The sequence below is a fragment of the Streptococcus downei MFe28 genome (assembly GCF_900459175.1).
Taxonomy (GTDB): domain Bacteria; phylum Bacillota; class Bacilli; order Lactobacillales; family Streptococcaceae; genus Streptococcus; species Streptococcus downei.
Map to the genome: position 1 here is coordinate 2,172,639 of NZ_UHFA01000002.1, position 25,514 is coordinate 2,198,152.

A 25,514-nucleotide genomic window follows, 5' to 3' on the forward strand; every position below is an offset into this window, starting at 1 on the left:
TCAAGTTTCGAACTGGTGGTTTTGATTTAATTGATCTCGGGTTAAAAGCCTAGTGAAAAAGTTAAAGGTCCTAGAAAATCAGAATTTTCTGCCCCTTTCCCATTTTCATATGACTTTTTAACGCTCTTAGCATTTTACTTTAATTCATTATTTTCCATGATTTCATCAATGAAGCCATAATCCAAGGTTTCTTTGGCGGTCATCCAGTTGTCGCGTTCGGCATCGGCGTGAATCTTCTTGAGAGTTTGGCCTGAATTGTCAGCCAAGATTTTTTCAAGGGTTTCCCGAGTTTGCAGTAGGTGTTCAGCCGCAATAGCCATATCGGATTGCTGGGTTCCACCGCCAGTACCACCCATTGGTTGGTGGATCATATATTCAGCATGAGGCAACATAAAGCGTTTGCCCTTGGCACCGCTGGAAGCGATGATGGTTCCCATGGAAGCAGCCATCCCCATAACAATAGTTTGCACATCGGATTTAATGAAATTCATGGTGTCTACAATGGCCAAACCGGCTGAGACAGACCCACCTGGGGTATTGACATAAAGATAAATATCCTTGCTACTATCTTGGGCATCCAAGAAGAGCAACTGGGCAATGATGGAGTTGGCCATATTGTCTTCGACTGGCCCTGTCAACATGACAATCCGGTCTTTTAAAAGACGAGAATAAATATCGTAGGAGCGTTCTCCACGGCTGGTTTGTTCAATAACTACTGGAATCATAAAAATTCTCCGTTTCTTAACTTAAATCTGGACAGAAGACCAATCTATTGATTAGAGATTGGTCGCTCTATCACCGTGTCACCATTATAGCGATTTGGTCAAAAAAGGTCAAATAAAAAACTTAGGCTAAGAAAAAGAAGCTACCTTCTGAGGGAACTTCTTGCTTTATCAACTTATTTTGTTCCAAAGAGACGATCGCCCGCATCTCCCAAGCCAGGGACAATATAGCCATTTTCGTTGAGCTTTTCATCAAGAGCTGCGGTGTAGATGTCGATATCTGGGTGAGCTTCCTGCAAGGCCTTCACCCCTTCGGGAGCAGCGACTAGGCAGACAAATTTAATGTTAGCTGCCCCGCGCTTCTTCAAGGAATCAACGCCTAAGATTGCTGAGCCACCTGTCGCCAACATAGGGTCAACTAGGAAGATTTGCCTTTGGTCAATATCTTCTGGCAATTTAACCAGATATTCAACAGGTTGCAGGGTCTCTTCATCGCGATACATTCCGATATGGCCAACCTTAGCTGCAGGGACCAAGCTAACCAAGCCATCAACCATCCCAATTCCAGCCCGCAAAATAGGGACAATGGCCAATTTCTTACCAGCCAACTGCTTTTGAGTCGTCTTGGTGATGGGGGTCTGGATTTCGATATCTTCTAAGGGGAGGTCTCGAGAAACTTCGTAGCCCATCAACATGGCAATTTCATTGACCAATTCGCGAAAGACCTTGGTTGAGGTATCCTCACGACGCAAGATTGATAATTTGTGCTGAATCAGTGGATGTGAAATAACTTGAAATTTTCCCATAATGTGTCCGCTTCTGTGAAGCTTTCCACCTTTCTTCTTGTTTTCCTTTATTATAGCAAAACATCCCATAATTAGCAGGAAAATTCAGGAAATAAGCCAGCTGAGGAGCTTTTTAGAAAACCTGACTCAGGCGGTCTAGAGCCTCTTTTAGGGTAGCCTGTGGCGTTGCGACATTTAAGCGAGCATGACCAAGACCCTCTTTCCCGAAGGTGGAGCCGACATTGAGAATCAACTTGGCTTCCTCCTTGATTTTGCGGTGAAGTTCTTCATCATCCAAGCTATAGGCTGAAAAGTCCAGCCAGACCAGATAGGTTCCTTCTGGCTTCATGACCTTTATTTGAGTCTCCCTTGTCAGGCGCTCAACCACCAGATTGATATTTTCTTCCAAAACTTTCTTGAGTTCCGTTAACCAAGAGCGACCGTAGCGAAAGGCAGTTTCGGTGGTCACCAGTCCAATGGTTGGAACCTCGTGCTGATTATTGCCCAGCTGCCGTTTTTTGAAAATGGCTCTCAGTTCAGGATTTTCAATGATGGCAAAACTATTCTTAGTCCCTGCTACATTAAAGGTCTTGGTGGCACTACCTAGAATTAGGGTGAAATCCTTGAAGTCACCTAAGGTGTTGAGAGAATGATGCTTGTTCCCAAAGAGGGCCAGGTCTTGGTGAATCTCATCAGAAACCAGAATAACATTATGCTTACGGCAAAGCTCTGCCACCTTAACCAATTCTTCTGGACTCCAGACCCGGCCACCTGGATTGTGAGGACTACAAAAGACATAGACCTTGACTTGGTTTTCAACAAGGTCCTTTTCCAATTGCTCAAATTCTAATTCAAAACGTCCATTTTTCTCGACTAAGGAGTTTTCAACTAACTGGCGATTATTGAGCTTGACCGAGCGAGCGAAAGGCGGATAGACTGGGGTATTGATGAGGACCGCCTCGCCTTCCTTACTGAAGGCCTGAATGGCCACCGAAATAGCTGGTACCACGCCTTCAATCAGAACCAGAGCTTCCTTCTCAAATCCATAGCCATGCTCCTCTTTTTCCCAGGTCTGGATGGACTCTAGGACTTGGTCAGAAAAATAAGGGTAACCGTAGTCGCCACGCTGGGCATAGGCCTCTACAGCTGCCTTCATTTTAGGAAAAGGCAGGAAATCCATATCGGCTACCCAAAGAGGTAGCAGGTCCCGATTGGCCTCTACTTCTTTCCATTTCATTGAGTGGTTCTCTAGGCGGTCGGGTAGGGTGTTAAAATCAAAATCTATCATCTGTTTCTCCTCACTAGTTGGGCTGAGGGCCTAATAATACTCAATAAAAATCAATCTAGCCAAGGCAAGGAGCAATGACATCAAGTCACTAAAGTGACTGATGTCGCAGTAGGTGTCTGCTATCTTTGCGCCACTTTGTGGCACAGCAGACAGCTAGTCACCCTTGCTGGGGTAGTAAGACAGTCCGGTGGACTGTCTTAGCCGACACTTTAAAATAAAAAGGTGTGAGGTGACGAAGGTTTTGGCATCTGTCAAAGCCCTTCTGTCTTACTCCCAAACGGCAATCTCCATAGCGATTGCCTAGCTCCCTTACTAACCTCACAAAGTTGGTGAAATCGACCAACTTTGCTCCGCATCGCACGAGCTGCAGGTAGCTCAAAAGCTCTAGGAGACCTTTTGAGGTTGGAAATCGGGAAAGCTTTGCTTTCCTCAGTAAGTACGGCAAAGTGAGTTAACGATGCGACATGGAGTAAAAACTGTCAATATTCCAGTTTTTATGAAATTAGTCAGGGATATAGAAAACTACAATCGTAGTTTTCGTAGTCACTCTAATGAGAAATCATAGAGTGACTTTATCCGTGGGATATTTTTGATTTTTGAAGAGTATAAATCGCTCAAGATTGAATGTAGGGGGAAGTCATGAGCGAATACTAGTTATATTAGGCCTTAAGGGCTTGGGCCAAATCGGCGATTAAATCTTCCTTATCTTCAATACCAATAGACAACCGTAACAAATTATCTGTCAAGCCATAGGAAGCCCTAACATCTGCTGGAATATCAGCATGGGTCTGGGTGGTTGGGTAGGTAATGAGACTTTCCACCCCTCCCAGGCTTTCCGCAAAGGTGAAGACCTGCAGACTATTGATGATGGTTGGAATTTTGGCTTGGTCCTTGACTTTGAAAGAGATCATGCCACCCTTACCCGTATAGAGGACTTCCTTAACGGCAGGCGATTGCTCTAGGTATTGGGCAACAGCTCTTGCGTTCTGTGTTGAAGCTTCCATCCGAAGCTTGAGGGTCTTAAGCCCCCGCATGAGCATGTAGCTATCAAAGGGCGAAAGGTTGGGGCCAGTCGTATTAAGATTATCGAAGAGCTTATCATAGTAGGCTTGATTGCTGGTGATGACAACACCTGCTAAGACATCATTGTGACCAGCTAGGTACTTGGTCGCCGAGTGGACAACGATATCAGCCCCCAGCTCAATGGGATTTTGATAAATAGGACTGTAGAAGGTATTATCCACAATAACGGCCGCCCCTTTTTGGTGGGCCAACTCAGCGACTGCCTTTATATCAAACTCAATCATAAGGGGATTGGTCGGCGTTTCAATATAGACAATATCGGTATCATCACCAATAGCTGCCAGCATTTCTTCTTGGGAGTTGGTATAGGTGAAATAAAAGCGCCCCTGTTTTTCTTGGTCATTAAACCAGCGGAAGGAACCCCCGTAAAGGTCCCTAGCTGCCACAACCTTGGAGCCGACTGGAAAAATTTCCAGAGCTAGGACAACCGCACTCATACCAGAGCTAGTCGCGATGGCATAGTCCGCCTTTTCAATGGCTGCCAGCGTTTTTTCTAAGGTTGCCCTAGTTGGATTTTTGGTTCTCGTATAGTCAAAACCGGTTGACTGACCAAATTCAGGGTGCTGGTAGGTGGTTGAAAAATGCAAGGGGGCAGCCAAGGCCCCCGTTTCCCTGTCTGAATTAATTCCGGCATGAGCCAATAGTGTGGCCAATTTATAGTCTTGTGTCATCAAAACGCCTCCTTAGACTCTTGAAAATCAAAACCTTCCGTCGGCAAGGCTTCTGGCCTAGACTGGATGGATTTTCATTGAGTTTTAACATCTGCCTTTTATTTTAGCACGATTTTGAAGGAAGACAGCCACCCATCCCATACTTAAATTTGATAGACAGATATAAGAAAAAGTTATAAGAGGAAGACGAAGGAAAGAAAAACAAGCTCTGTTTAAAGGAGTTGCTAGTTCGTTCACCTTATTTAATTCCAAACTTCTGTCTCAGGCTCTCGGCACGACGACCTAGGAGGCCATCAATCTGGCGGGTACGCAGGGCAAAGTAACCATAAACAACCACGCCCAGAGCACCGAGAACGACTACATGGACGAGACTGGAAACTCGGCCGACAACAGGATAAACTTGACTGAGGCCGAAGTAGCCAAGACCAACGACCAGTCCCATAATAATGGTCATCCAAAGAATAGTTTTGGCATCCTGTCTGATTTCAGCATGGTCAAAACCAGTCACTTCTTGGATTTTGAAATACATAAGAACGATAGGAATCCAGAGAGCCAGGGCTGTTGCCACCAGCGGACCGTATGGGCCAAAGACATAGAGCATGGGTACCTGGAAGACCAGCTTGGCCAAAATTCCCCAGAGGAAATATTGAATAGCCTTGCGATTTTCAAAAAGGGCCTGGAGCATAGGAGCCATGAGCGAATAGAGGGCTAGGAGGATTGTCTCAGCCATAACAAAGACAAAGAGATAGTGGGCCGTCTTACTTGGCAGACCGTAGAAGACCACATAGATAGGTTTGGCCAGAATAACCGACCCGACAACCGCTGGCAGGATAAAGAGCCAAAGCATCTGCAGGTTATTGACAACCACCTTGCGGAGCTCCTCCCATCTTTTCTTGGTGAAGGACTCGGTAATAACCGGGATGCCGACACCTCCGATTGAGGTGGCTACCGAAATCAAGATCATATTGATTTTGCTTGGATTGGCAGACATATAGCTAAAGAGGATATTACGTTCAGTCTGGCTATAGTTGGTGAAAAGGGCTAGGACATTATTGAAGGTTCCTTGGTCAATCAGCTGCAGGGTTTGGATGGCTGAACCCGTGATGATAAAGGGAATGGCTTCCTTGAAGGTTTCCTTGAGTAGACCCAAGGTATCAATCTTAATATTTTTGGCTTCCTTGGCAAAAATTTTCTTGAGTAGACCTGCCTTATTGAGGTAGAAAACCAAAACCGTCATGCTGGCAATCATACCGATAAAGGCGGCAAATGTTGACTGGCTGACAGCTGTCACATAATCTCCCGAACCCATCTGCATGATGAAGTAGGCGGTCAGAAGCATCCAGATAACCCGAATCAGTTGCTCAAAAATCTGGCTCATGGCATAGGGCTTAAAGTCATTGTACCCTTGGAAAATCCCCCGAATAACACTCATGGCGGGGAAGACCAGCACGGCTAGGGACAGGCTATGGATAACCGGAATCAGCTCTGGCCCAGTCCCCGACACAATGGCAAAAAGTGGTGAGGCCAGATACATGATAATGGCGAAGACCAGACCGACCACGCCCATGAGCTTGAGGAAGCCCTTAATCAGGTGAATGGAATGGTCTTCCTTATCCATGGCATTGTACTTGGCAATTTGCTTGGCCACGGCAACATTAATACCTGTGGTTGACAGCAAGAGGAAGTAGGCATAGATATTGTAGCCCATACCGTAGAGGGCATTGGCTTGGTTGCCATACTTCCCCATCCAGGCATACCATGGGATAATGTAGAGGGCACCCATGAGGCGACTGAGGGTATTCCCCGTCGTTGCCCAGAAGGTCCCTCGAGCCATTTTTTCATTTTGAGTCAGTTGTTTTTCTGCCATAGATCTCTTTCTTATCTTGGTTAATACTGAGTTAAATTCAAAATTATCAGTCTATATCAGCAAAATAAATCACTTGTTCGGAGTAAATTAAAAGGAGCGAACTTAGCCTAGTATTTTCGCCGTAGTGCTTAACGGCTTTGTATCTTGTTAGAATTTACTTCCGTCCGCACTATTTAACGACATGGAATTTCAAAATCGATAGTATTTTGAAACTTGCTACGTTAGAAAATATCAAAATAAAATTTGGCTATTTACTGAGTATAAACTAGCCTTACTATTATAAACTTTTGCCTGTGACTTGTAAAACGGGAACTTTCCGTCTAAAATAGTAGTCATGATAAAGATTGAGCAAGTGCTTGATATCCTCAAGCAAGATAAGAATTTTCGAGACATTGCCTATCAGGGCGATTATGCTTACAACTGGAGCGGAGTCACCTTTGACCATCTCAGCTATGACAGTCGTCATGTCACTCCTAGCAGCCTCTTTTTTGCCAAGGGAGCTGTCTTTAAGAAGGAATTTTTGCAAGGGGCTGTTGAAAAAGGCTTGGCCTTCTATATTGCCGAAAAGGATTATGAGGTTGGCATTCCAGCTATTTTGGTCAATGACATTAAACAGGCCATGAGTCTGATTGCCATGGCCTTCTATGACAACCCCCAAGACAAGCTAAAAATTCTAGCCTTTACTGGAACCAAGGGCAAGACCACGGCTGCTTACTTCGCCTACAATATTTTCAAGCAGAGCCAGAAGCCAGCCATGCTCTCAACCATGAATACCACCCTGGATGGGGAGACCTTTTTTAAATCTCAGCTGACCACACCCGAGAGTTTGGATCTTTTTGAGATGATGGCCCAGGCCGTTGAGAATGGTCGTAGTCATCTGATTATGGAAGTTTCCAGTCAGGCCTTTTTGGTCAAACGCGTTTATGGCCTGACCTTTGATGTCGGCGTCTTTCTCAATATTAGCCCCGACCACATCGGACCAATTGAGCATCCGACCTTTGAGGACTATTTCTACCACAAGCGTTTACTAATGGAGAATAGTCGAGCAGTCGTTGTCAATAGTGGTATGGACCATTTTGCCATCCTGCGTGACCAGGTAGCTTCAATCCCTCATGATTTTTACGGAGAACTTTCTGACAACCAGATTAAAAATAGCCGAGCGTTTGACTTTGACTTGACCGGTAAACTGGCAGGCCACTACGACATCCAACTCATCGGTGATTTCAATCAGGAAAATGCCTTGGCCGCTGGCTTAGCCTGCCTGCGTCTAGGAGCCAGCCCAGCCGATATCCAAAGGGGGATTGCGGAAACGACCGTCCCAGGTCGCATGGAGGTTTTGACTCAGACCAATGGGGCCAAGGTCTTCGTTGATTATGCCCATAATGGAGATAGCCTTAAAAAACTCTTATCTGTTGTTGCCCAGCACCAAAGTGGGAAAAATATTCTTATCTTGGGTGCTCCCGGAAACAAAGGTGAAAGTCGACGGGCCGATTTCGGGGCTGTCATCAATCACCATCCTGACCTAGAGGTCATCCTATCAGCCGACGACCCAAACAAGGAAGACCCCCAAGTCATCTGTCAGGAAATTGCCAGCCACATTAAGCGGCCCGTTGAGATTATTGTTGACCGCGAAAAGGCTATTAAAACGGCTCTGCAGCTGACCCAAACAGCCCAGGATGCCGTCATCATCGCTGGTAAGGGAGCGGATGCCTTCCAAATTGTTGATGGCAAACGGGCGTCCTATGCTGGCGACCTGGCTATCGCCAAAAAGTACTTAAATTCTTAAACAATTATTTTTATTTAGCGGGCTAAATAAAAATAATTACAAGTAGCCAAATCCCTTGGGGGACTTGGCTTTTACTTTATTCAAAAATTGTCTAAAAACGATTCCAAATTTAAAATTCCTATGCTATAATGTGGAAGAATTTTCAATCTCAGCTTGCTCAAAAATGAGTGCTTGAGATAATTTGAAGGTTCAGGAAGAGTCCAATCTAATCCAACAGCTTGAGACCCATTTTGGACCCTCTTCCATCTCAAAAAGAAAGGAGGTTCAGATGACTAAAATTCGTGCGGACCAAATTCAGGTGGCCTATGACAATCACACCATTATTGATCACCTATCTCTGGAAATTCCAGAAGGGAAAATAACCACCATCATCGGTGCCAACGGCTGTGGTAAATCAACCCTGCTCAAGGCTCTAACGCGGATTCACCCACTTAAGAAGGGAAGAATCTACCTCGATGGTCAAGCCATTGCTAGTCTACCCACCAAGGAAATCGCTAAGAAATTGGCCCTTCTCCCTCAGCAAACACAGGCTAGCAAGGGGATTTCTGTCTATGATCTCATTTCCTATGGTCGCTTTCCTCATCAAAAGTACCTGGGAAGCCTGACCAAAGAAGACCGCAATGCCATTCATTGGGCCATGGAGGTCACCAAGGTTACGGACTTTGCTAACTTGGATGTTGATAGCCTGTCTGGTGGTCAACGCCAAAGGGTCTGGATTGCTATGGCCTTGGCTCAGGATACCGACACTATCTTCCTAGATGAGCCAACCACCTATCTGGATATGAACCACCAGCTGGAAGTTCTGGAATTGCTCCAGAAACTCAACCAGAATACTGAAAAAACCATTGTTATGGTCCTGCATGACCTCAATCTATCCGCTCGCTTTTCTGATCTTCTGATTACCATGAAGGATGGTCAAATCCTCCATCAGGGTCCCGTTGCTCAGATTATGAGCGCTGACATTCTCAAGGAAATCTTCGGTATTAAGGCTCAGCTGACCGAAGACCCCATCACTAAACGTCCCCTACTGCTGACCTATCAGCTGATTAAATAGATAAGATTCACAGGAGAAATTCTATGAAAAAAATAATGACAGCCCTCTTTGCCCTTCTTGCTGTATTTGTCCTTGTGGCTTGTGGCAATAACAAGCAGGCTCATAAAGACGAGGCCCTTTCATCCATGCCAAAGATTTCTGGCTTCACCTACTATGGCAAGGTTCCAAAAAATCCTAAGAAAGTGGTTAATTTTGCTTACTCCTATACTGGCTACCTGCTTGAGCTGGGTGTCAATGTCTCCAGCTATTCCTTGGATAACGAAATCAATAGCCCGGCCTTTGGTGATAAACTCAAGAAGGCTAAAAAATTGACCTCTGAAGATACCGAAGCGATTGCAGCCCAAAAACCAGACCTGATTATCGCCTTTTCAACGGATAAGACTATCAAGCAACTCAAAGAAATTGCTCCCGTCCTAGTCATTGAGTACGGTAAACGCGACTACCTACAAATGCTGACGGACCTGGGAAAGGTTTTTGACAAGGAAGACAAGGCCAAAACCTGGTTGACCAACTGGAAGAAGAAAACAGCTCAAGCTAAGGAAGAATTAAAGAGCTACCTGCCTGAAAATACCAGCTTCACCGTTATGGACTTCTATGATAAGGACATCTACCTCTACGGAAAAAATTGGGGGCGCGGTGGCGAACTCATCTATGATGTCCTGGGCTACTCTGCCCCACAAAAGGTCCAAGATGATGTCTTTAAAACAGGCTATTTCGGAGTTTCCCAAGAAGTCCTCGGCGATTATATCGGTGACTACGCCCTCCTCAATGTTAGCAAGGCAACCAAGCACTCAGCTGCTTCCCTGAAAGAAAGTGATGTTTGGAAAAATATTCCAGCCGTTCAAAACAAACACGTCCTAGAAGTTGAAGAAGAGCTCTTCTACTTCTCCGACCCTATGTCGCTTGACAAACAGCTTCCTGCCTTCGTCAAGGCTGTCAAAGAAGCCAATTAGATTGGAAAACACTATGAAGAAGCCTTCTCTTCTGAAACAAAAGAATAAGCCAAATCTTACTTGGCTTGTTTTTTTCGTCATTCTCCTATTATTTACCTTGGCCTGCTACCTTTCCTTGCGCTTTGGAGCCGTCAACTATAGTCAAGCCCAACTTTGGCAGATCCTGGGACATCCTTTTACGAATTCGGCTATGCAGGACATTGTTATTGATTTACGTCTACCCAGGCTCCTAGCGGCTACCCTAGTTGGGGCAGCCATGTCTCAGGCTGGTGCCATTATGCAAGGGGTGACCCGCAACCCCATTGCCGACCCAGGCTTACTCGGCATCAATGCTGGTGCTGGGCTGGCCCTGATTTTAGGCTACGCCATCTTCGGCAGTCTCCATTACAATCTCATTCTCCTGCTCTGCCTCTTGGGGTCTCTCTTGGCGACCCTCCTAGTTCTGGGCTTGTCCTATCAGCCTAGACGAGGCTACCATCCCATTCGCCTGATTTTAGCTGGAGCCATGGTGGCTACTCTCTGCTCTGCCATAGGTCAAGCTGTCACCCTCTACTTCAATCTAGAAACCAATGTCATCGGCTGGCAGGCTGGAGGCTTTTCACAAATCAATTGGAAGATGCTGGCCATAGTCGGTCCCCTGATTATTCTAGGGCTAGTTCTGGCTCAGCTTTTCTCCCACCAGTTGACTATTCTCAGCCTGGATGAGACAGTCTCCAAATCTCTGGGTCAAAGGACCAACACCATCAGTTTTCTACTTCTGGGCATTGTCCTCCTCTTGTCAGCTGGGGCCGTAGCTCTGGTTGGTAGTATCGCCTTTATCGGTCTAATTATTCCCCATTTTATTCGGGTTTTCATCGTCCGAGATTACCGCTACCTGCTCCCCTTAACAGCCTTTACCGGAGCCACTTTTATGATTTATGTAGATCTCCTCAGTCGTATCCTCAATCCTCCGACAGAGGTTCCCATTAGTGCCATTGTCTGCCTAGCAGGACTACCTTGCTTCCTCTGGCTGGTTAAAAAAGGAGGCGACTTATGATGACCAAGAAATCTTCCCTCAAAGTGCTAATCCTCCTGACCGCCTTATTGCTAACCGTCATATACCTTTCTCTTTCGCTGGGCTACAGTCATTCCTCTCTCACGGACCTTGGACGACTCTTGATTGGTCAGGGAGAACAGGCTCAAAATTTTATTATTACTCAGATTCGCTTGCCTCGGATTCTGGCCTGTCTAGTCGGCGGTGGTTCCCTAGCCCTAGGAGGTGTCCTTTTGCAGACCCTAACCAGGAATCCTCTAGCGGACTCTGGTATCCTGGGAATTAATGCTGGGGCAGGTTTGGTCATGACCATCATGATTGGCCTATCAGTAGATACTAGCTTGGAGGCAACCGCTTCTCTCCCCCTCTTTGCCATGCTAGGGGGAGCAGCCGCTATCCTTCTCGTCTACCTTGTATCGCTGCAGAAAAATCACAGCATAAACCCCAACCGCTTGATTATCACGGGAGTTGGAATTTCCAGTATGCTATCAGGCTTTATGGTAGCCATTCTCAGCTTGACGGATGACAATAAGATGACCAGCATTATCTCCTGGCTCAGTGGCAAGATTACAGGTAATGACTGGACCAGTCTGGCCATCTTCGCTCCCCTCTTAATCATCCTTTGGCTTCTAACCTTTAGTCGAAGCAGGGCCCTCAATATTATGGCTCTCAATGAGCAAACAGCTCTGGCTCTGGGACTGCGCCTGCAAAGGGAACGCCTCATCACCCTGAGTCTAGCGACTGCTCTAGCTTCACTTAGCGTCGTTCTGGTCGGTAATATCACCTTCGTAGGCCTGGTTGCTGGCCATATTAGCCATCGTCTCCTCGGTAGCCAACACCAAAATAGCCTACCAGCCTCGCTGATTATTGGCATGATTCTTTTGACGAGCTCGGATACTATCGGCCGCCTGCTGCTGGTTGGAACAGGCATTCCAACAGGTATCATCGTCTCGGTCCTCGGTGCCCCTTATTTTCTCCATCTGATGCTAAAAACAGATAAGTAACGGTTCAAAAGGTCGAAACACTGGGTATTAATACCAGTGAAAAAGTCAAGTGTCAAGAAAGCTGACTAGTAATCAGAGAAAAAGTTTTATATAAGAAAAAACGAATGCAAGGATTCATAGAAGAATAGCAAGCCTGGCATTCGTTTTTTTGTGTTCATAAAATTCATTTTCCTCGGTTCTACAAGGAAGGGTCTCACATGATTCTTCCTTGTAGTCCTTTTTTAACAGGCGCTTGTTAAAGAGCTTTTGCTTGGGTGACATCAGGAAACTGATTAGGAAAATAGCTGTTGAGGTCAAGACGATGGTGGAGCCAACAGCCAGATTAAAACTATAACCGATAAAAAGTCCCAAAACTGACGAAAGCGCTCCTAGCCCGGCAGATAAAATCACCATCATCCGAAGACTATTGGCAAATAGATAGGCCGTTGCTGCGGGGGTAGAGTAACGATTAAAATAGTTCCAACACTCTGCATAGCCGTTACCGAAACCACCGTTAAAAGGATCATCAGAAGGTAGTGGTAAAAACCAACTCTGATTCCCATGGTTCTGGCTAGGATAGGGTCAAAAGTGGTTAGCAAAAGCTTTTTGAAGAAAAGCAAGAGAAGCCCTAAGACCAGGGTTGAAACAAGCAAGGTCAGCCACTTATTACTATCTTGTACGGCAAGAATATTACCAAAGAGAATATGGAAGAGATCCGTCGAACTATTGGCCAGACCAATAAGGATTACTCCCAGAGCTAGAAAGGAGGAAAAAGTAATACCGATTGCTGCATTCCCTTTAATGAAACTATTTTCTTTGATGAAGGTGATAATGATAGCCGCCAGTAGCCCGCAAGCAATTGCCCCAAAGAAAAAATTAATTCCCAGCATATAGGATAGGGCAACTCCCGGTAAAACAGCGTGGGAAATGGCATCCCCCATCAGGGACAGGGAACGCAAAACAATAAAGGGGCCAAGGGCACCAGCCACTAAACCGATAACCAGAGCCGTTACCAAGGCATTTTGTAAAAAAATGATAGGTCCCAAGACCAGACAAAAATTCACCTAACATTCTAGACCTCCCCCAAGAAAACTAGGTTCCCAAAGGCTCGCTTCAAGTTATTCACCGTGAAATTAGTCTCCACAGGACCATATGCAACCAGCTCTTTATTCAAGATGATAAGCTGGTCAAAGTAATTCCTGACCCTACTTAAGTCATGATGAACAATCAAAATCAGTTTTCCATTAGCTTTCATCAGCCTCAAGAGCTCAACAATGATTTTCTCACTAAGGGCATCAACTCCAACAAAGGGCTCATCCAAAATGATAATATCAGCTTCTTGGACCAGGCAGCGTGCGAGTAGGGTGCGTTGAAATTGACCACCAGAAAGTTCAGACAGGGCCTCATTGGCGAAGTCCGTCAGACTAACTTCCTCTAGTGCTTGGCTTACCTTCTGCCAATCCTCTTTAGTCAAACAGCCAAAGGGCAACTGACCTTGATAGCGTCCTAGACTGATGCACTCCTTGACCGTTATGGGAAAGTTATGGTCAAGCTGGCTTCTCTATTCTAGGTAAGCGATCTTTTTGCTTGAAAGGTCAACCTGGCCTTGTGACGGTATTAAGCCCAAGATGGCCTTAATCAGCGTTGACTTGCCAGCCCCATTAGGACCAATCAGGCCAACAAGTCCTGCCTCCTTTAACTCAAAACTTACCGATTCTAAAATTTTCTTGTCTTTCTGATAGCTGACATCAAGATTCTTCACACTTAACATAGGAACCCTCCTCATTGACTAAGTCCCTGGGCAATCTTTTCCAGATTCCATTTCATCATGGCATAGTAACTATTCCCTTCTTGCCCTTGCTTTGCAATAGAGTCTGTAAAGATTTTCGCATAAATGGGAACCCCACTATCCTTTGAGACGGCCTTCATGGGACGATCATCCACACTTGATTCGACAAAAAGGGCCGCTGGCTTTTGCTGTTTTAGCTTGTCTACCAGACTTCTGATCTGCTCAGGACTTCCCTCTTCCTCTGTGTTAATCTCCCAAATATAAGCAGAAGGCACTCCGTAAGCCTTGGAAAAATATTTAAAACAACCTTCGCTGGTTACAATCAGCTTCCTGCTTTCTGGAAGATCAGCAAATTTTCTTTTGACCTCCTCATCTAGCTTAGCCAGTTTTGTAAGGTAGCTATCACGATTCCTTTCATAAAATTTCTTATTTTTTGGATCCTTAGCTATCAATTGCTTGGCAATATTTCTAACATAGATGGCGCCATTTTCTAAATTCAGCCAAGCGTGTGGGTCTTCCTTGCCCCTTTCATTTTGCCCCTCTAGGTAGATGACATCCACACCATCGCTGACAGCGAAGTAATCCTTATTTTTCTTCTTTTGAGCATTCTTGACTAATTTACTAAACCAAGCCTGAGCACCATCCTCAAGATTAATCCCATTGTAAAAAATCAAATCCGCTTGAGAAGTCCTTTTGACATCCTCAGGTAGAGGTTCGTATTCATGTGGGTCCTTTCCTACAGGAACTATGCTATGTAGGTCAACCCTATCACCAGCAATTTCCTTGGTCATATCAGCAATAATTGAATTGCTAGCTACCACCTTCAATTTTCCCTGAGATAAATTTCTCATTGAACAAGCTCCCAAACTTAAGATGGCAAAGAACATTAGTAATAGTAAAAAGCATTTTCTCATCTTTCTTCCTCCCAAACCATCGATAAATAACTGTATTTATTTTTATGATTAAGTTCGCTTAATTATATTTTTGTGGTAATTTACAAATGATATTTTGTCAACTAGAATTTTAATTTGTTATATATTCTAATAATAGGGTGGTAGCTAGAAAACTTGATATAAAGATAACTTTCAACTTCGACTTGTTCAAAATTACTACTTTCATGTTGTGAGTTTAATTCCGTTTTATGATATAATTATGGTATATGAAATTAAACTGTACAAACAGATTAAGGTGAGTTTATGAGCCAAAAAATGTTAAATTTGAATGATATTATTAACTACATTTCTCAGCTACCTTTTGCGGACTTTAACAAAGTGGTGCGTCAGTATGCAAACAGCCAAAGAGTTGATGTCGCCGATACTATGAACTTTGTTGTGGTCTCAAACTTTGAAGAACATTTAGCAAAATTGGGTGTTAATAGCTCATGCCCTCAATGTAGTTCAACCTCAATCAGTAAATATGGTAAGCGAAACAATATCCAAGTTTTTAAGTGTAAAGATTGCTCTAAACGCTTCACACGCTTTTCAGGAACAGCCTTGGAGAAAACAAGATGGCACTGGGACATTTGGCTTAAAGTTCTTGAAATGACCCTAAACGGCTACTCTATTGAAGATATGCGCAATGTTCTTATCAATGATTATGATTGTTTAGGGATTGATATTAAAACAGTTTGGTTGTGGCGCTTAAAACTTATCACTGCTATGGCTAATATGCCTATGCCAATCTTGAGTGGTGTCGTACAAGTAGACGAAACATTTGTTCGTGAAAGTCAGAAAGGGAGTCGTCACCTTAAATCAACTATCAGCCAAACTGACGTGCGCAAACCTCGCTATGGTCGTCAATCTTCTAAATATGGTGTCATGGGGTCTGAGTTCGCAACAGTTGTAACTGCCGTAGATAATCGTGGTTACTGTGTCTGTAAAGTTGCTAGTCTAGGTAAATTATCGACCGATATTTTCTATGACCTCTTTCATGATCATTTAGACAGCCCTGCATTTCTTTGTAGTGACGCTAACAGTATCTATGAAGATTACTGCCAAGTAACTAATACACCTCACTACGTTCGCCCTTCTAACTTCTTGAAGGTTATCGGCAATAAAGGATATGTTATCCAAGCAACTGATGAATTTGAGAAGCGTGCCAATAACAAGATTTTGGAACATCTCTATTATGAAGGTGTCACTGACAAAATTACCAACCGTGGGGAAATCCTCTTTGATAAATTCAATGATATTAAATATCAAAATAGCTTATCATTGGCTCGTGTTAATGAACTGCACAATGACATCAAACGCTTTATCAATCGTAATATGACCAATGTTTCTACTAAGTACCTTCAAGATTATATCGGTTATTTCACTTATATCCGTAATTGGAGAATAGAACACGGATACTACCCAACTTCTAAAGCAGACGCAGAAGCAATCTTTATTGAAATTTTGAAGACAAAGAAAAACCTCACTTCAAGCGAAGTAAGGCAAAAAGAATTGGTGTTACCGAAACCAAGTTCTCGTTACATGGAAGTCTTGAAAGCAGAAACTAAGAAGGCTAGAACAGCTATTGATAATCCCTATTTCAAGTTTAACGAAGAAGATGGCGTTTATTCTTTTAATAAGCGTGAGTATCTCCTAGACCTCCCTAAAAGCCGTCTGTTTGAAATAGCTAAAGAGTGTCACTTAACCAAGTATCGCAAGTTGGCGCATTGGTCTTTGGTGTCTCTGATTTTAAAGCAGGATAACATTCAGGATATTATTTATCAGCAGTTAGCTAAAGACAGGAACCAGCTTATTGATGAGGAAGATTTAGAGGTTATTAGGTCTAGTGTATATGCGCAGAGTTCTTTTTAATGACTTTGTATGAAATAGGGTCAAATTGATAATCAGTAAATAATTTTGAAGCTGGTATTATTTCTATCTCGCCTTTTCCAGTAGTTTCATCAAAATTGTAAACACGATATATAAATAAATCGCCTTCCTCTTTATGTAAATCAAAATACAAACGTTCATTCTCAGTCATATAAAACGGTGTGTCCAGACTACCTTTTGTTGTTTTTACTTCTAAGTATCTATCAGTTCCATCCTCATTCAGCGAAATAATGTCAAAACCTGCGCCATCTCCCTGAACATCGCTAAGATGAATAAGACGACCTGTGTCTTGCGGAGCAAACTCTAATATTCTTTTCGTTTCGTATCGAATAACAAAATCTTCCCCTAAACGTCCTAATTCAGTCCGTCTTCCATTCAATCCCTGCCAATCAATTTTTTTAGGAAGAAATTTTGTTCTGATTTCAGTCCGCCTTTTTATTTCTTTATCAGTGATTACTGTAAGAGTTTGATTTGATTTTAGCCCCACAAGAATGGACCATCTAGCTGGTTTAACAGTTTTATCAATAGAATAGGTATCATAGTAAGTTTCTATCTCATTTTTCTGATGGGATACTACATTTCCTATTCGTTGCATAATTTTTGGTTCATTTCTTGTATTACTAGGTTCATTGTCATCATCATCAAAAGGGATAACCGTTTCTAATAATTTTTTGACATCATTTGTTGTAAGTGTTCCGTATTGATTTAATAATACAGAAACTCCTTTCCTAATATCACTTTCTGAAGTTGCCATTTTAAATATCCTCCAATTGGTAGTTAGTAATTACTAAATGTTTAACATCTTGTTCATTTCTATTTTTGAAATTAACTGAATATGATTTATCAAATCTAAACTTATACCAACCATCATGCTCATAGAGTTCTTCAATGAAATCTGTTGACTTAACTATCATGAGCCATTTTGTTTGGTTTACTTGTAATAATTCATTGCGTAAACGTATTTGTTCTTGAGCGTCAAATACATGCAAATTATATGTGCTAAATTCTGAGTCATACGGTGGGTCTAAAAACATAAACGCTCCTTCTTGGTCTATAAAAGCGTCTGAAAAATCTCCTTGCAAAATTGTCGTATTTCTCAACTTATTTACCGTTTCATCATCTGTTATTTGATTAAATCTTTGTAGGAAATCTTTTTTTGCATAGGAATTTCCACCAAACGGAACATTAAACATTCCATCAGCATTATATCTAAACATCGAAGAGTAAGCATATTCCCTAATAAATAGATATAATACAGTCTTTAATTGAGGATGTTGCTCAAAAGTTGTTTGGTTATATAAAGTTCGTAAATAGGTGTATATTCCAGCACCTAAGATACTTAGAGAATTCTCTTCCCAATTTTTTATTTCCTCTTTTTGAGCTATCTTAGCCAAAGATTTTCTCTTTCTTATTAAACTATCTCTCAAATAATCTTCTAGCCACTGATAATGTTTCGGTAATTCGTTAGTTAAATCAAGTAAAATATGTGAAAGTTCTGTTAATAAACCCACTCTAGGTTCTGCGCTCTCCAACAAGAGTTCCATAATGTCATTGATGTAGTTTTCTTTATTTTTCCAAACTCTACCAATATCTTCTAAATAATTTAAAAATAATTCATCTTGTTCCTGAGTATATCTATAAATAGAAATTAACTCTTGAGAGTAATCATTTATTATCCAATTATCGGCTTTTGTCGCCCAATAAACAGCTCCCCCACCCAAAAATGGCTCAACATAAGTATCAAATTCAGGAAATAACTTTCTCAAATACTTGTACTCAGAACCTTTACCACCGGGGTATTTGAATAACGGCTTCAAGACTCTCTCCTTATCAAATATTGTTTTTAAGCATAAGTCGTAATACTTTATGACCTTGCTCGGTAATTTCATATTTTCCACGTTTCTTTTGGTAAGGGACAACAAAATTTCCCTCCCTTAACTCTCGTAGAATACGATTAGTTTTTAATTTAGACATGTGGTTCATGTCAGCTATCTCTTGTTGAGATAAAGTGACATACCGGTGATCTTTTACCTCAACCTGATTATCCTTTAAAAACTTCAATATTTTAAAGGAGTCATTAGCAAAAGGTTCAAGAGTAAATTCCATTAAAATCTCCTCCTTTACGCTTATTAGTATATCATATTTAAAGTGTAGAAAATCAAACCATAAGAGAAAAATTTCCTCATTCTCAACAAGAAAACAGTAAAAAAGAGCTATTTTGACCTATTTAGAGGTTGAATAGCTCTTTTTCTACTTAGAGTATCAAGGGATTTCGTGATTCCCTGAATTACCACTCACTGATTGGAATATATAATTAATTTGCTATAATATTGATAAGAAAGTGAGAAAGCTATGACACCCAATCGAGAAGACTACCTAAAATGCATTTACGAACTTAGCCAGAGTCAAGCAAAAATGACCAATAAGGAAATTGCGCAAGAGATGGGTGTATCAGCCCCTGCGGTCTCAGAAATGGTTAAAAAAATGATTAGCGAAGGGCTAATCAAAAAGGATAAAGAGGCTGGCTATCGGTTGAATCATAAGGGGCTAGCCTTGGTGTCCGACCTCTATCGTAAGCACCGCTTGATTGAGTCCTTTCTGGTCAGGGACCTCCATTATACAGCCGATGAAATTCATCAGGAGGCAGAAGTGCTGGAGCATACGGTATCTACAACCTTTATTGACCGCTTGGAGGAGAATCTAGGTTACCCAGACTTCTGCCCCCACGGCGGTAGCATTCCCAAGAAAGGGGAAATCATCAAGGAGCACTATCAGAAGTCCTTGGGACAAGTCGTGGAGGAGGGAACCTATCTGATTGGTCGCATCCATGACCAGCTTCAACTTTTAAACTATCTTGATAGCCACCAACTTCACATTAATCAGCTTATCGAAGTAAGAGCTATTGATGACTATGCCCAAACCTACACCATCCATTACGATAAAAAGGAGCTCACCATTCCTCAATCCGTCGCCCAAGAAATCTATGTTGAAAAACAATAAAAAGGAAAAAACTTCCAGTTTCACGCATTCGCTATTGGTTTCACCGGTAGTGGGTTCCCCGTGGGACTTTCACCACAGATGTACAACATGCCCATCGTACTCAAAAAGAGCTTGAGGCAACACTACCTCTTGGATTATCCCTCAGACTTATTGGCCTACTGCCTTAAAAGTTAACCCCTCTTCATCAAAAACCATTTGCAGGCTGTAGACCCCCGGGTCTTCTTCCCTAATATAGCCAAGCAAGGCCAAGACCTCAACAAAAATGTCTGAGCGTCTCTGCTTGACCAAGTCCTTCTTAGCAAATTTCAACAGGAAGCTGGTCATATATTTAAGGGCATAGTCGGGATTGACATCTCCTAGTATTTCATATACTTCTTCTTGCTCTTGGGATAGGGGAGCACCTGAGCTCATTTTATGAAAATAATTGGAAAGGGTTGGACGATTCCGCTCAAAGTCTGTCTCCTCAATAAGGACAGCCTGGTTGGTTTTATTAGTCAACTTGGTTTCAAATCTTAAAGCTTGGAGGGCTTGATAAAGGGGACTTGATCTTTCTAGAATAAGTTGTTCATCCAAAGCTACAGCCTTAACATCTGTAAAAGGAGGTAGATTTAAATAATAGCGACGGTCTCGGCGTTGAATATAGCCAGCCTGAATGAAGTCTTCAAGCTGGCGATCTAGATGGTCAATTTTAGAGAAATCCCGCTTGATTTGTCTTAGGCTAATATCATCCTTTTCAGCCAAATAATTGATAAGTTCTTGAAAAAAGGGGCGACGGGTTAGTTTGTCAGGATTTATAACAAGCAGCAAGATAAGTCTCCTAGAGATGATTAAATAGTTAGGTTAAGTCAGGCAATTGGCAGAGGGGTAAAGTCCTTGGGACTCCCAAAACTAGCTGTCAATTGGCCCTTTTGCAAAATATGCCCTCCCATGGCTTTCAGTAGTTGCCCTTTTCTGGTCCATCTGCTCAAGGAGAGGCTTTCATCCAAAGCATAGACCGTAAAACGATAGTCATGCGTTTGTCCTAAGGGAGGCTTGGGCCCTGCATAACCGTGCCAACCGTAGGCAATTCCCTGCCTAGCTCCTTGAGGCGTCTCAGGGGCAAAACCATGAGGAATCTTAGCAGGAATCCGACTAGAAGCTGGCAAGTTCCAAATCAGCCAATGGGTAAAATTCTTCTTCAAAGGGTGATCCAGATCCTCCAGAATAATAGCCAAGCTCTTGGCTTGGGGCGTGAGATTCTTTAGCAGGAATTCTGGAGAGATATTGTCACCCTTTCCGGTATGTTCCAGAGAAAATTCACCACCATCTAGAATTGTCGGACAAGTCACTCTCAAATTTTCCATGCCAGAACCACCTCTAACTAGTCTAGGATTATAGGACTATTATATCATTTTTAGGCCAATCTCAAAGCATAGAGAAGGAGTAAATCTACTAGGGCAAGCAAGGCATAAATAGCTCCTACTTGACCTCCGTAGAGCAGCAAGAACCCCAGGGTTCCCAAACTAAAAATAAAGATTTCTAGGCAAATTTTAGAAAAACCTTTCAGAGCAAAGGGAGATTTAGGAGCCCCATAACGTCCCCAGACAACAATTATCAGAAGGCACATAAAAGCAAGAGCAAGCTTCAGCCCATAAGTCTTCTGAGTAAAGAGACCACCTAATAACCCTAAAATAGTTACCAGCTCCAATATAAATCTTATGCCGACGATAGTAATTGATAAGACTTTCATATCAATTTATTTCTCACCTCTTAGGACAGTGTAACCAAGATAGTCTGTTACAACCTCTCTGAGTCGGTTATTATAGCTACTTCCATCTATTGCATAATTGGCAACCATCCCTTGCATAAAGAGATAGAGTCCACGAGCGATATTCAATTTTTGTAAGTCCGTTAAGCTCTTTGGAAGTAAGTCATTAAGGAGTTCTTCCAAGAGGCGAAAACACTTTATTCTCAAGGTATTAACTGGATTATCAAATTTTTCCAACTCTACTCGCTCACCATCTACTAAAAATAGGAGTTTGTTGGTACTTTGATGTGTAAAAGCAAAATCCAGATAGGCATGAGCCATTAGTAGCAGTTTATCTTGAGAAGCTTGACCATCTTCCATAATTTTCTTCAAGGTCTTATAAAGCTCTTCCAAAGAGGCCTGGGTCACCTCATAGAGAATCTCATCCTTGTTTTTAAAGTAAAGGTAAATTGCCGTGTGGGAGCAACCCGCTTGTTTGGCTATCTCTCGAACACCCACGCTAGAATAGGACTTTTTTTGAAAAAGAACTTTAGCGGCTTCAATAATCCTTTGTCTTGTACCATTTGCCATTATCAAGTCTCCTTATTTTTATACCAATCTGCTTTTTCCAACTCATCCAAGGCATTTCTCACCTCACCACCATGGCACACGCTCAATAAAGCTTGGGGATAAGCTTGCAAGAGATTCTGAGCAGTCGTTAAAGCTTCTGACATGTCAGCCGTATAGGCCTTCATCGGAGGACGTAGGGCGTCTCTTCGGTTGGTTGTCAATAGGTCGCCAGCAATTAGAACTTTATCCTCTTCATGAAAATAGCAAGTATGACCAGGGGAGTGGCCTGGAGTCCAAAGTGGGGTTAGGCCAGCTCTGGCTAACGTTTCCTGTGCTTCTTCATCCTGTAAGTTTCTCAGAAGTCCAGCATCAAATTTTACTTTTTCTAGATTTTTCCGCCTTGGATAGGGTTTCTCCTTTAATAAATAAGGGAGTTCCCGATTATCTATGTAAATAGGCATCCTAGGATGTAGCTCCAATAGTCTAGCCACTCCACCTACATGATCTGAATGACCATGAGTTAAAAAGATACCCTCAATCTCAATATCTGGAAAATACATTTTTAAAAGATACGTTACCATCTTCTTCATGCCAGTATCTATCATGAAAAAGTGCCCATCTTTTTCTACCAGCCAAATGCTGACAATAAAAAGTCCAATATCAAATTCCACCTTGGTGATGTGACGACTGATTTCCTTTTTCTTCGAAATTAACCTATAAATCCAATCATTCATTTTAACAATCCTCTCATTTCCAACAACTAACCGGCGGTTAGTTGTTGGAAAAAGTATATCATACACCAATTATTTGTCAAACTAATACTCTTCGAAAATCAAAATTCTCCATCGTTAACTCACCTTGCCGTACTTACTGAGGAAAGCGAAACTTTCCCTACCTCCAACCTCAAAAGGTCTCCCAGACCTTTTGAGCTGTCTTCAGTTCGTGCGATGCGGAGCAAAGTTAGTCGATTTCACTAACTTTGTGAGGTTAGTAAGCGAGCTAGGCAATCACCATAGCGATTGCCGTTAGCTATCAACCACTTTAGTGGCTTGATAGCTTTGCTCCTTGCCTCGGCTAATTTCGATTTTCATTGAGTATAAAAAAAGTAAACCACACAGATTTACTTTTTAGCTTACCTTTTATTCTTGACCGAACAAGATTCTCGCTCGCCTTACTTCTGCCCTTTCATCTCTACTGGCTTGGTCCATTTGGTCGGTCGTCACCACTTTCTTGTCAATATAGAGACAGTCACAAACTGGTCCATGAGTGGCTAAGCTTTGCTTACGAAGAAAAAGATAATGACCTGCCTTAGCAAATTCATAGTCCAAGGCACACATGGCAGGAACCAATTCTGGCATACCACGGCTAGTCAAATAGGCACACGCTCCACAACGACTAAAGGTTGCCAAAAAACGCCTCCTTCCTGGTTCAACTTGGTACTGCCAAGTAAAAGGATGATTGGCCTTCTGACTTTTCTTCGCTTGCCTGATTTGCTTACGGATAGCTGACTGCGTTAGGGGCTTTCTATGTCTCAGCCCCCATGAAATTAATTTGGAGCCCATCACAAGCTCCTGATAAAAGTCGGTCATAGCCTGGATACTAGGTTTGGGCTGACAGTATTGATAGACGGCTCCTAACATGATTGCATGGGTCAAGATAAGAGGCAGAATATCGTTAGGGCCATACTCTGGTAGGCTAGCTAATTCTGCCTTATAGGTTGCTAAGATTTGTTTATAGGTGGCGTCAACATCTCGTATGCCTAGAGTGGGCAAGCTCTTTTTTAGATGAGGTCTGAGAATTAGCCAATTGAGCTTAATGATAGGATTTTCCTTCATGTCAAATCATCTCCTCTCTAGGGACAAGAAAAAGAGGCTCCCGCCCCTCAATAACATTAAGCTAAGTGTTCCCCTACCATCAGTTTATATGGTAGGGGCTTTTTTTCTGTGCTAGACTAAGGTTAGGAGGTGACTTATCATGCTCAATCAGATTAAACATACCTTTTCTAAAGCTCTAGCATCCCTACTCACTCATCCCAAACCATTTATTGTTAAGCCTGACCAACAGTTCGTACGACGAAGTTCCTTATCTCTAGAAAAGATGGTCAATGCTATCCTAGGGATGGGTGGAAAAACCTTATCGAAAGAATTGCTTGATTTAAAATTAGATATGACAAATTCAGCTTTTGTTCAAAGGCGCTATCAGATTAAATCCGATTTGTTCAAATCACTCTTTGACTCTTTTACGGACAGGATTCCTAACCATATTGACCTGCCAATTCTTGCCATTGACGGGAGTGATGTTTCCATCCCTAAAAATGATCAAGATCATGAGACTTGCATCATCGCCAATGTCGGCAGTAAGCCTTATAACCACATCCACCTCAATGCCTTATTTGATCTCAAGCGAAATATCTATGTAGACGCTTGTGTCCAAGATAAACGACAAGTTAATGAAAATGATGGCTTGATTCAACTCATGAGTGCCTCCTCCTTTGACAAGGCACTTATCATTATGGATAGAGGTTATGAGAGTTATAATGTCATTGCACATTGTCAAGAAAGAGGCTGGTCCTATCTCATTCGGATTAAGGACGGCTCCTATGGTATCAAAGGGAAAGTGAACTTACCTGCTTCTCCCTGCTTTGACCAAACTTTTCATCTGATCTTATGTCGAAAACAAACGAAAGATTGGAAGCAGGTTTACCAGCAATTTCCAAACCACTTCCGGTTTTTACCAAAGACTAGTAGATTTGATTTTTTATCCGAGAAAAGTCGAACGCAAGATATCCAGACTTACTTCTTAGGGTTTAGAATGGTACGCTTAGAGGTGGCGCCAGGTAGCTACGAAACCTTAATCACCAATACTGATACTCTTCGAAAATCAAAATTTTCCGTCGTTAACTCACCTTGCCGTACCCCAGTACTGTCTTCAGTTCGTTGCCTCGGCTAATTTCGATTTTCATTGAGTATGATTATCCTATTGAACAATTAAAAAGCCTCTATACCAGCAGATGGGGCATAGAGACGAGTTTTCGTCAGCTAAAATATAGTATTGGATTGGTCAATTTTCATGCAAAAAAGAAGGAAGGGATACTCCAAGAAATCTATGCCCGCTTAATCAACTTTAACTTTTGCCAATGGCTAGCCTCGCAAGTAATCATCAATAAATCTGGTCGAACGTATGATTATCAGATTTGTTTTTCAGATGCAGCTTATGCTTCTAGGCTATTCTTTATTGGAGTTCTCTCTTCCCCTAAGGTAGAAGCCTACCTCAAGAAACACTTAACACCAGTTCGACCGAAGCGATCCTTTGAACGACGATTACACCCACAAACTGTTGTTAGTTTCGCCTACAGAGTATCATAAATTCGAAAAAATTAGGT

At 42.5% G+C, this 25,514-nt stretch carries 22 protein-coding genes and 3 pseudogenes; 8 read left to right on the forward strand and 17 right to left on the reverse strand.

What is annotated here, in order from left to right; translation table 11 throughout:
- Positions 1–134: 134 nt before the first annotated feature.
- The 5 genes from DYE66_RS10445 to DYE66_RS10465 all read right to left on the reverse strand — a co-directional run bounded on the left by DYE66_RS10445 (position 135) and on the right by DYE66_RS10465 (position 6,416).
- Positions 135–725 carry an ATP-dependent Clp protease proteolytic subunit gene (locus tag DYE66_RS10445; RefSeq protein ID WP_002997050.1) on the reverse strand — a complete coding sequence of 197 codons (591 nt, stop codon included), beginning with the start codon at positions 723–725 and terminating at the stop codon, positions 135–137.
- 173 nt (positions 726–898) lie between these two features.
- Positions 899–1,528, reverse strand: coding sequence for a uracil phosphoribosyltransferase (gene upp, locus DYE66_RS10450; protein WP_002963394.1), 630 nt, complete (start codon positions 1,526–1,528; stop codon positions 899–901).
- 112 nt (positions 1,529–1,640) lie between these two features.
- On the reverse strand, positions 1,641–2,795 hold the full coding sequence (locus DYE66_RS10455; protein WP_115325178.1) for a MalY/PatB family protein: 1,155 nt from the start codon (positions 2,793–2,795) through the stop codon (positions 1,641–1,643).
- Positions 2,796–3,454: 659 nt separating this feature from the next.
- Positions 3,455–4,549 carry a cystathionine gamma-synthase gene (locus tag DYE66_RS10460; RefSeq protein ID WP_002997065.1) on the reverse strand — a complete coding sequence of 365 codons (1,095 nt, stop codon included), beginning with the start codon at positions 4,547–4,549 and terminating at the stop codon, positions 3,455–3,457.
- A gap of 238 nt (positions 4,550–4,787) precedes the next feature.
- The gene (locus tag DYE66_RS10465; RefSeq protein WP_002996743.1) at positions 4,788–6,416 is read right to left on the reverse strand and encodes a putative polysaccharide biosynthesis protein; all 1,629 of its coding nucleotides are present in this window, start codon (positions 6,414–6,416) and stop codon (positions 4,788–4,790) included.
- A 334-nt stretch (positions 6,417–6,750) separates the two neighbouring features.
- Between DYE66_RS10465 and DYE66_RS10470 the strand changes: the two genes are divergently transcribed.
- The 5 genes from DYE66_RS10470 to DYE66_RS10490 all read left to right on the forward strand — a co-directional run bounded on the left by DYE66_RS10470 (position 6,751) and on the right by DYE66_RS10490 (position 12,246).
- The gene (locus tag DYE66_RS10470; RefSeq protein ID WP_002996775.1) at positions 6,751–8,202 is read left to right on the forward strand and encodes a UDP-N-acetylmuramoyl-L-alanyl-D-glutamate--L-lysine ligase; all 1,452 of its coding nucleotides are present in this window, start codon (positions 6,751–6,753) and stop codon (positions 8,200–8,202) included.
- A gap of 268 nt (positions 8,203–8,470) precedes the next feature.
- Positions 8,471–9,256, forward strand: coding sequence for an ABC transporter ATP-binding protein (locus tag DYE66_RS10475; RefSeq protein WP_029236856.1), 786 nt, complete (start codon positions 8,471–8,473; stop codon positions 9,254–9,256).
- Between the two features lie 23 nt (positions 9,257–9,279).
- Complete coding sequence (locus DYE66_RS10480; protein ID WP_002997353.1) at positions 9,280–10,209, forward strand: ABC transporter substrate-binding protein; 930 nt, start codon at positions 9,280–9,282, stop codon at positions 10,207–10,209.
- 13 nt (positions 10,210–10,222) lie between these two features.
- On the forward strand, positions 10,223–11,245 hold the full coding sequence (locus tag DYE66_RS10485; protein ID WP_002996541.1) for a FecCD family ABC transporter permease: 1,023 nt from the start codon (positions 10,223–10,225) through the stop codon (positions 11,243–11,245).
- Complete coding sequence (locus DYE66_RS10490) at positions 11,245–12,246, forward strand: FecCD family ABC transporter permease (RefSeq protein ID WP_044123754.1); 1,002 nt, start codon at positions 11,245–11,247, stop codon at positions 12,244–12,246. The genes DYE66_RS10485 and DYE66_RS10490 overlap by 1 nt, the downstream gene beginning before the upstream one ends.
- Positions 12,247–12,360: 114 nt before the next feature.
- Here the strand turns inward: DYE66_RS10490 and DYE66_RS10495 are convergent.
- The 3 genes and pseudogenes from DYE66_RS10495 to DYE66_RS10505 form a co-directional block, all read right to left on the reverse strand.
- Positions 12,361–13,296: pseudogene (locus DYE66_RS10495) on the reverse strand (metal ABC transporter permease).
- A 1-nt stretch (position 13,297) separates the two neighbouring features.
- Positions 13,298–13,996 (reverse strand): annotated as a pseudogene (locus tag DYE66_RS10500) (metal ABC transporter ATP-binding protein).
- Between the two features lie 11 nt (positions 13,997–14,007).
- Entirely contained in the window at positions 14,008–14,928 is a 921-nt protein-coding gene (locus tag DYE66_RS10505) for a metal ABC transporter substrate-binding protein (protein ID WP_002997101.1), read from the reverse strand.
- A 282-nt stretch (positions 14,929–15,210) separates the two neighbouring features.
- Here DYE66_RS10505 and DYE66_RS10510 point away from each other — a divergent pair, with 282 nt between their 5' ends.
- Positions 15,211–16,818 (forward strand): transposase-like zinc-binding domain-containing protein, encoded by a 1,608-nt coding sequence (locus DYE66_RS10510; RefSeq protein WP_003000659.1) that lies wholly within the window; start codon positions 15,211–15,213, stop codon positions 16,816–16,818.
- Here DYE66_RS10510 and DYE66_RS10515 read toward each other — a convergent pair.
- Genes DYE66_RS10515 through DYE66_RS10525 form a run of 3 tightly spaced genes read right to left on the reverse strand, consistent with a single transcriptional unit; the run spans position 16,790 to position 18,942 of the window.
- Positions 16,790–17,590, reverse strand: coding sequence for a protein NO VEIN domain-containing protein (locus tag DYE66_RS10515; protein WP_002996249.1), 801 nt, complete (start codon positions 17,588–17,590; stop codon positions 16,790–16,792). The two genes, DYE66_RS10510 and DYE66_RS10515, sit on opposite strands and share 29 nt — an antisense overlap.
- 1 nt (position 17,591) lies before the next feature.
- Positions 17,592–18,653 (reverse strand): DNA adenine methylase, encoded by a 1,062-nt coding sequence (locus DYE66_RS10520; RefSeq protein ID WP_044124004.1) that lies wholly within the window; start codon positions 18,651–18,653, stop codon positions 17,592–17,594.
- A 13-nt stretch (positions 18,654–18,666) separates the two neighbouring features.
- The gene (locus DYE66_RS10525) at positions 18,667–18,942 is read right to left on the reverse strand and encodes a cyclic nucleotide-binding domain-containing protein (RefSeq protein ID WP_044123661.1); all 276 of its coding nucleotides are present in this window, start codon (positions 18,940–18,942) and stop codon (positions 18,667–18,669) included.
- A 246-nt stretch (positions 18,943–19,188) separates the two neighbouring features.
- Between DYE66_RS10525 and DYE66_RS10530 the strand changes: the two genes are divergently transcribed.
- Complete coding sequence (locus tag DYE66_RS10530; RefSeq protein ID WP_003000610.1) at positions 19,189–19,836, forward strand: metal-dependent transcriptional regulator; 648 nt, start codon at positions 19,189–19,191, stop codon at positions 19,834–19,836.
- Positions 19,837–19,983: 147 nt separating this feature from the next.
- Here the strand turns inward: DYE66_RS10530 and DYE66_RS10535 are convergent, their stop codons facing one another.
- The 6 genes from DYE66_RS10535 to DYE66_RS10560 all read right to left on the reverse strand — a co-directional run bounded on the left by DYE66_RS10535 (position 19,984) and on the right by DYE66_RS10560 (position 23,772).
- Positions 19,984–20,643, reverse strand: coding sequence for a DUF1803 domain-containing protein (locus tag DYE66_RS10535; RefSeq protein WP_003000629.1), 660 nt, complete (start codon positions 20,641–20,643; stop codon positions 19,984–19,986).
- A gap of 38 nt (positions 20,644–20,681) precedes the next feature.
- Positions 20,682–21,179, reverse strand: a complete 498-nt coding sequence (locus DYE66_RS10540; protein WP_003000640.1) for a YbhB/YbcL family Raf kinase inhibitor-like protein — start codon at positions 21,177–21,179, stop codon at positions 20,682–20,684.
- 50 nt (positions 21,180–21,229) lie between these two features.
- Positions 21,230–21,565 (reverse strand): YrdB family protein, encoded by a 336-nt coding sequence (locus DYE66_RS10545; RefSeq protein ID WP_044124018.1) that lies wholly within the window; start codon positions 21,563–21,565, stop codon positions 21,230–21,232.
- Between the two features lie 6 nt (positions 21,566–21,571).
- Positions 21,572–22,153 (reverse strand): TetR/AcrR family transcriptional regulator, encoded by a 582-nt coding sequence (locus DYE66_RS10550; RefSeq protein ID WP_003000636.1) that lies wholly within the window; start codon positions 22,151–22,153, stop codon positions 21,572–21,574.
- Positions 22,154–22,155: 2 nt separating this feature from the next.
- Positions 22,156–22,866 (reverse strand): MBL fold metallo-hydrolase, encoded by a 711-nt coding sequence (locus DYE66_RS10555; protein WP_003000616.1) that lies wholly within the window; start codon positions 22,864–22,866, stop codon positions 22,156–22,158.
- A gap of 405 nt (positions 22,867–23,271) precedes the next feature.
- Positions 23,272–23,772, reverse strand: coding sequence for an L-2-amino-thiazoline-4-carboxylic acid hydrolase (locus DYE66_RS10560; protein ID WP_044124020.1), 501 nt, complete (start codon positions 23,770–23,772; stop codon positions 23,272–23,274).
- A 334-nt stretch (positions 23,773–24,106) separates the two neighbouring features.
- Here DYE66_RS10560 and DYE66_RS11195 point away from each other — a divergent pair.
- A pseudogene (locus DYE66_RS11195) lies at positions 24,107–25,497 on the forward strand (transposase).
- Positions 25,498–25,514: the final 17 nt, after the last annotated feature.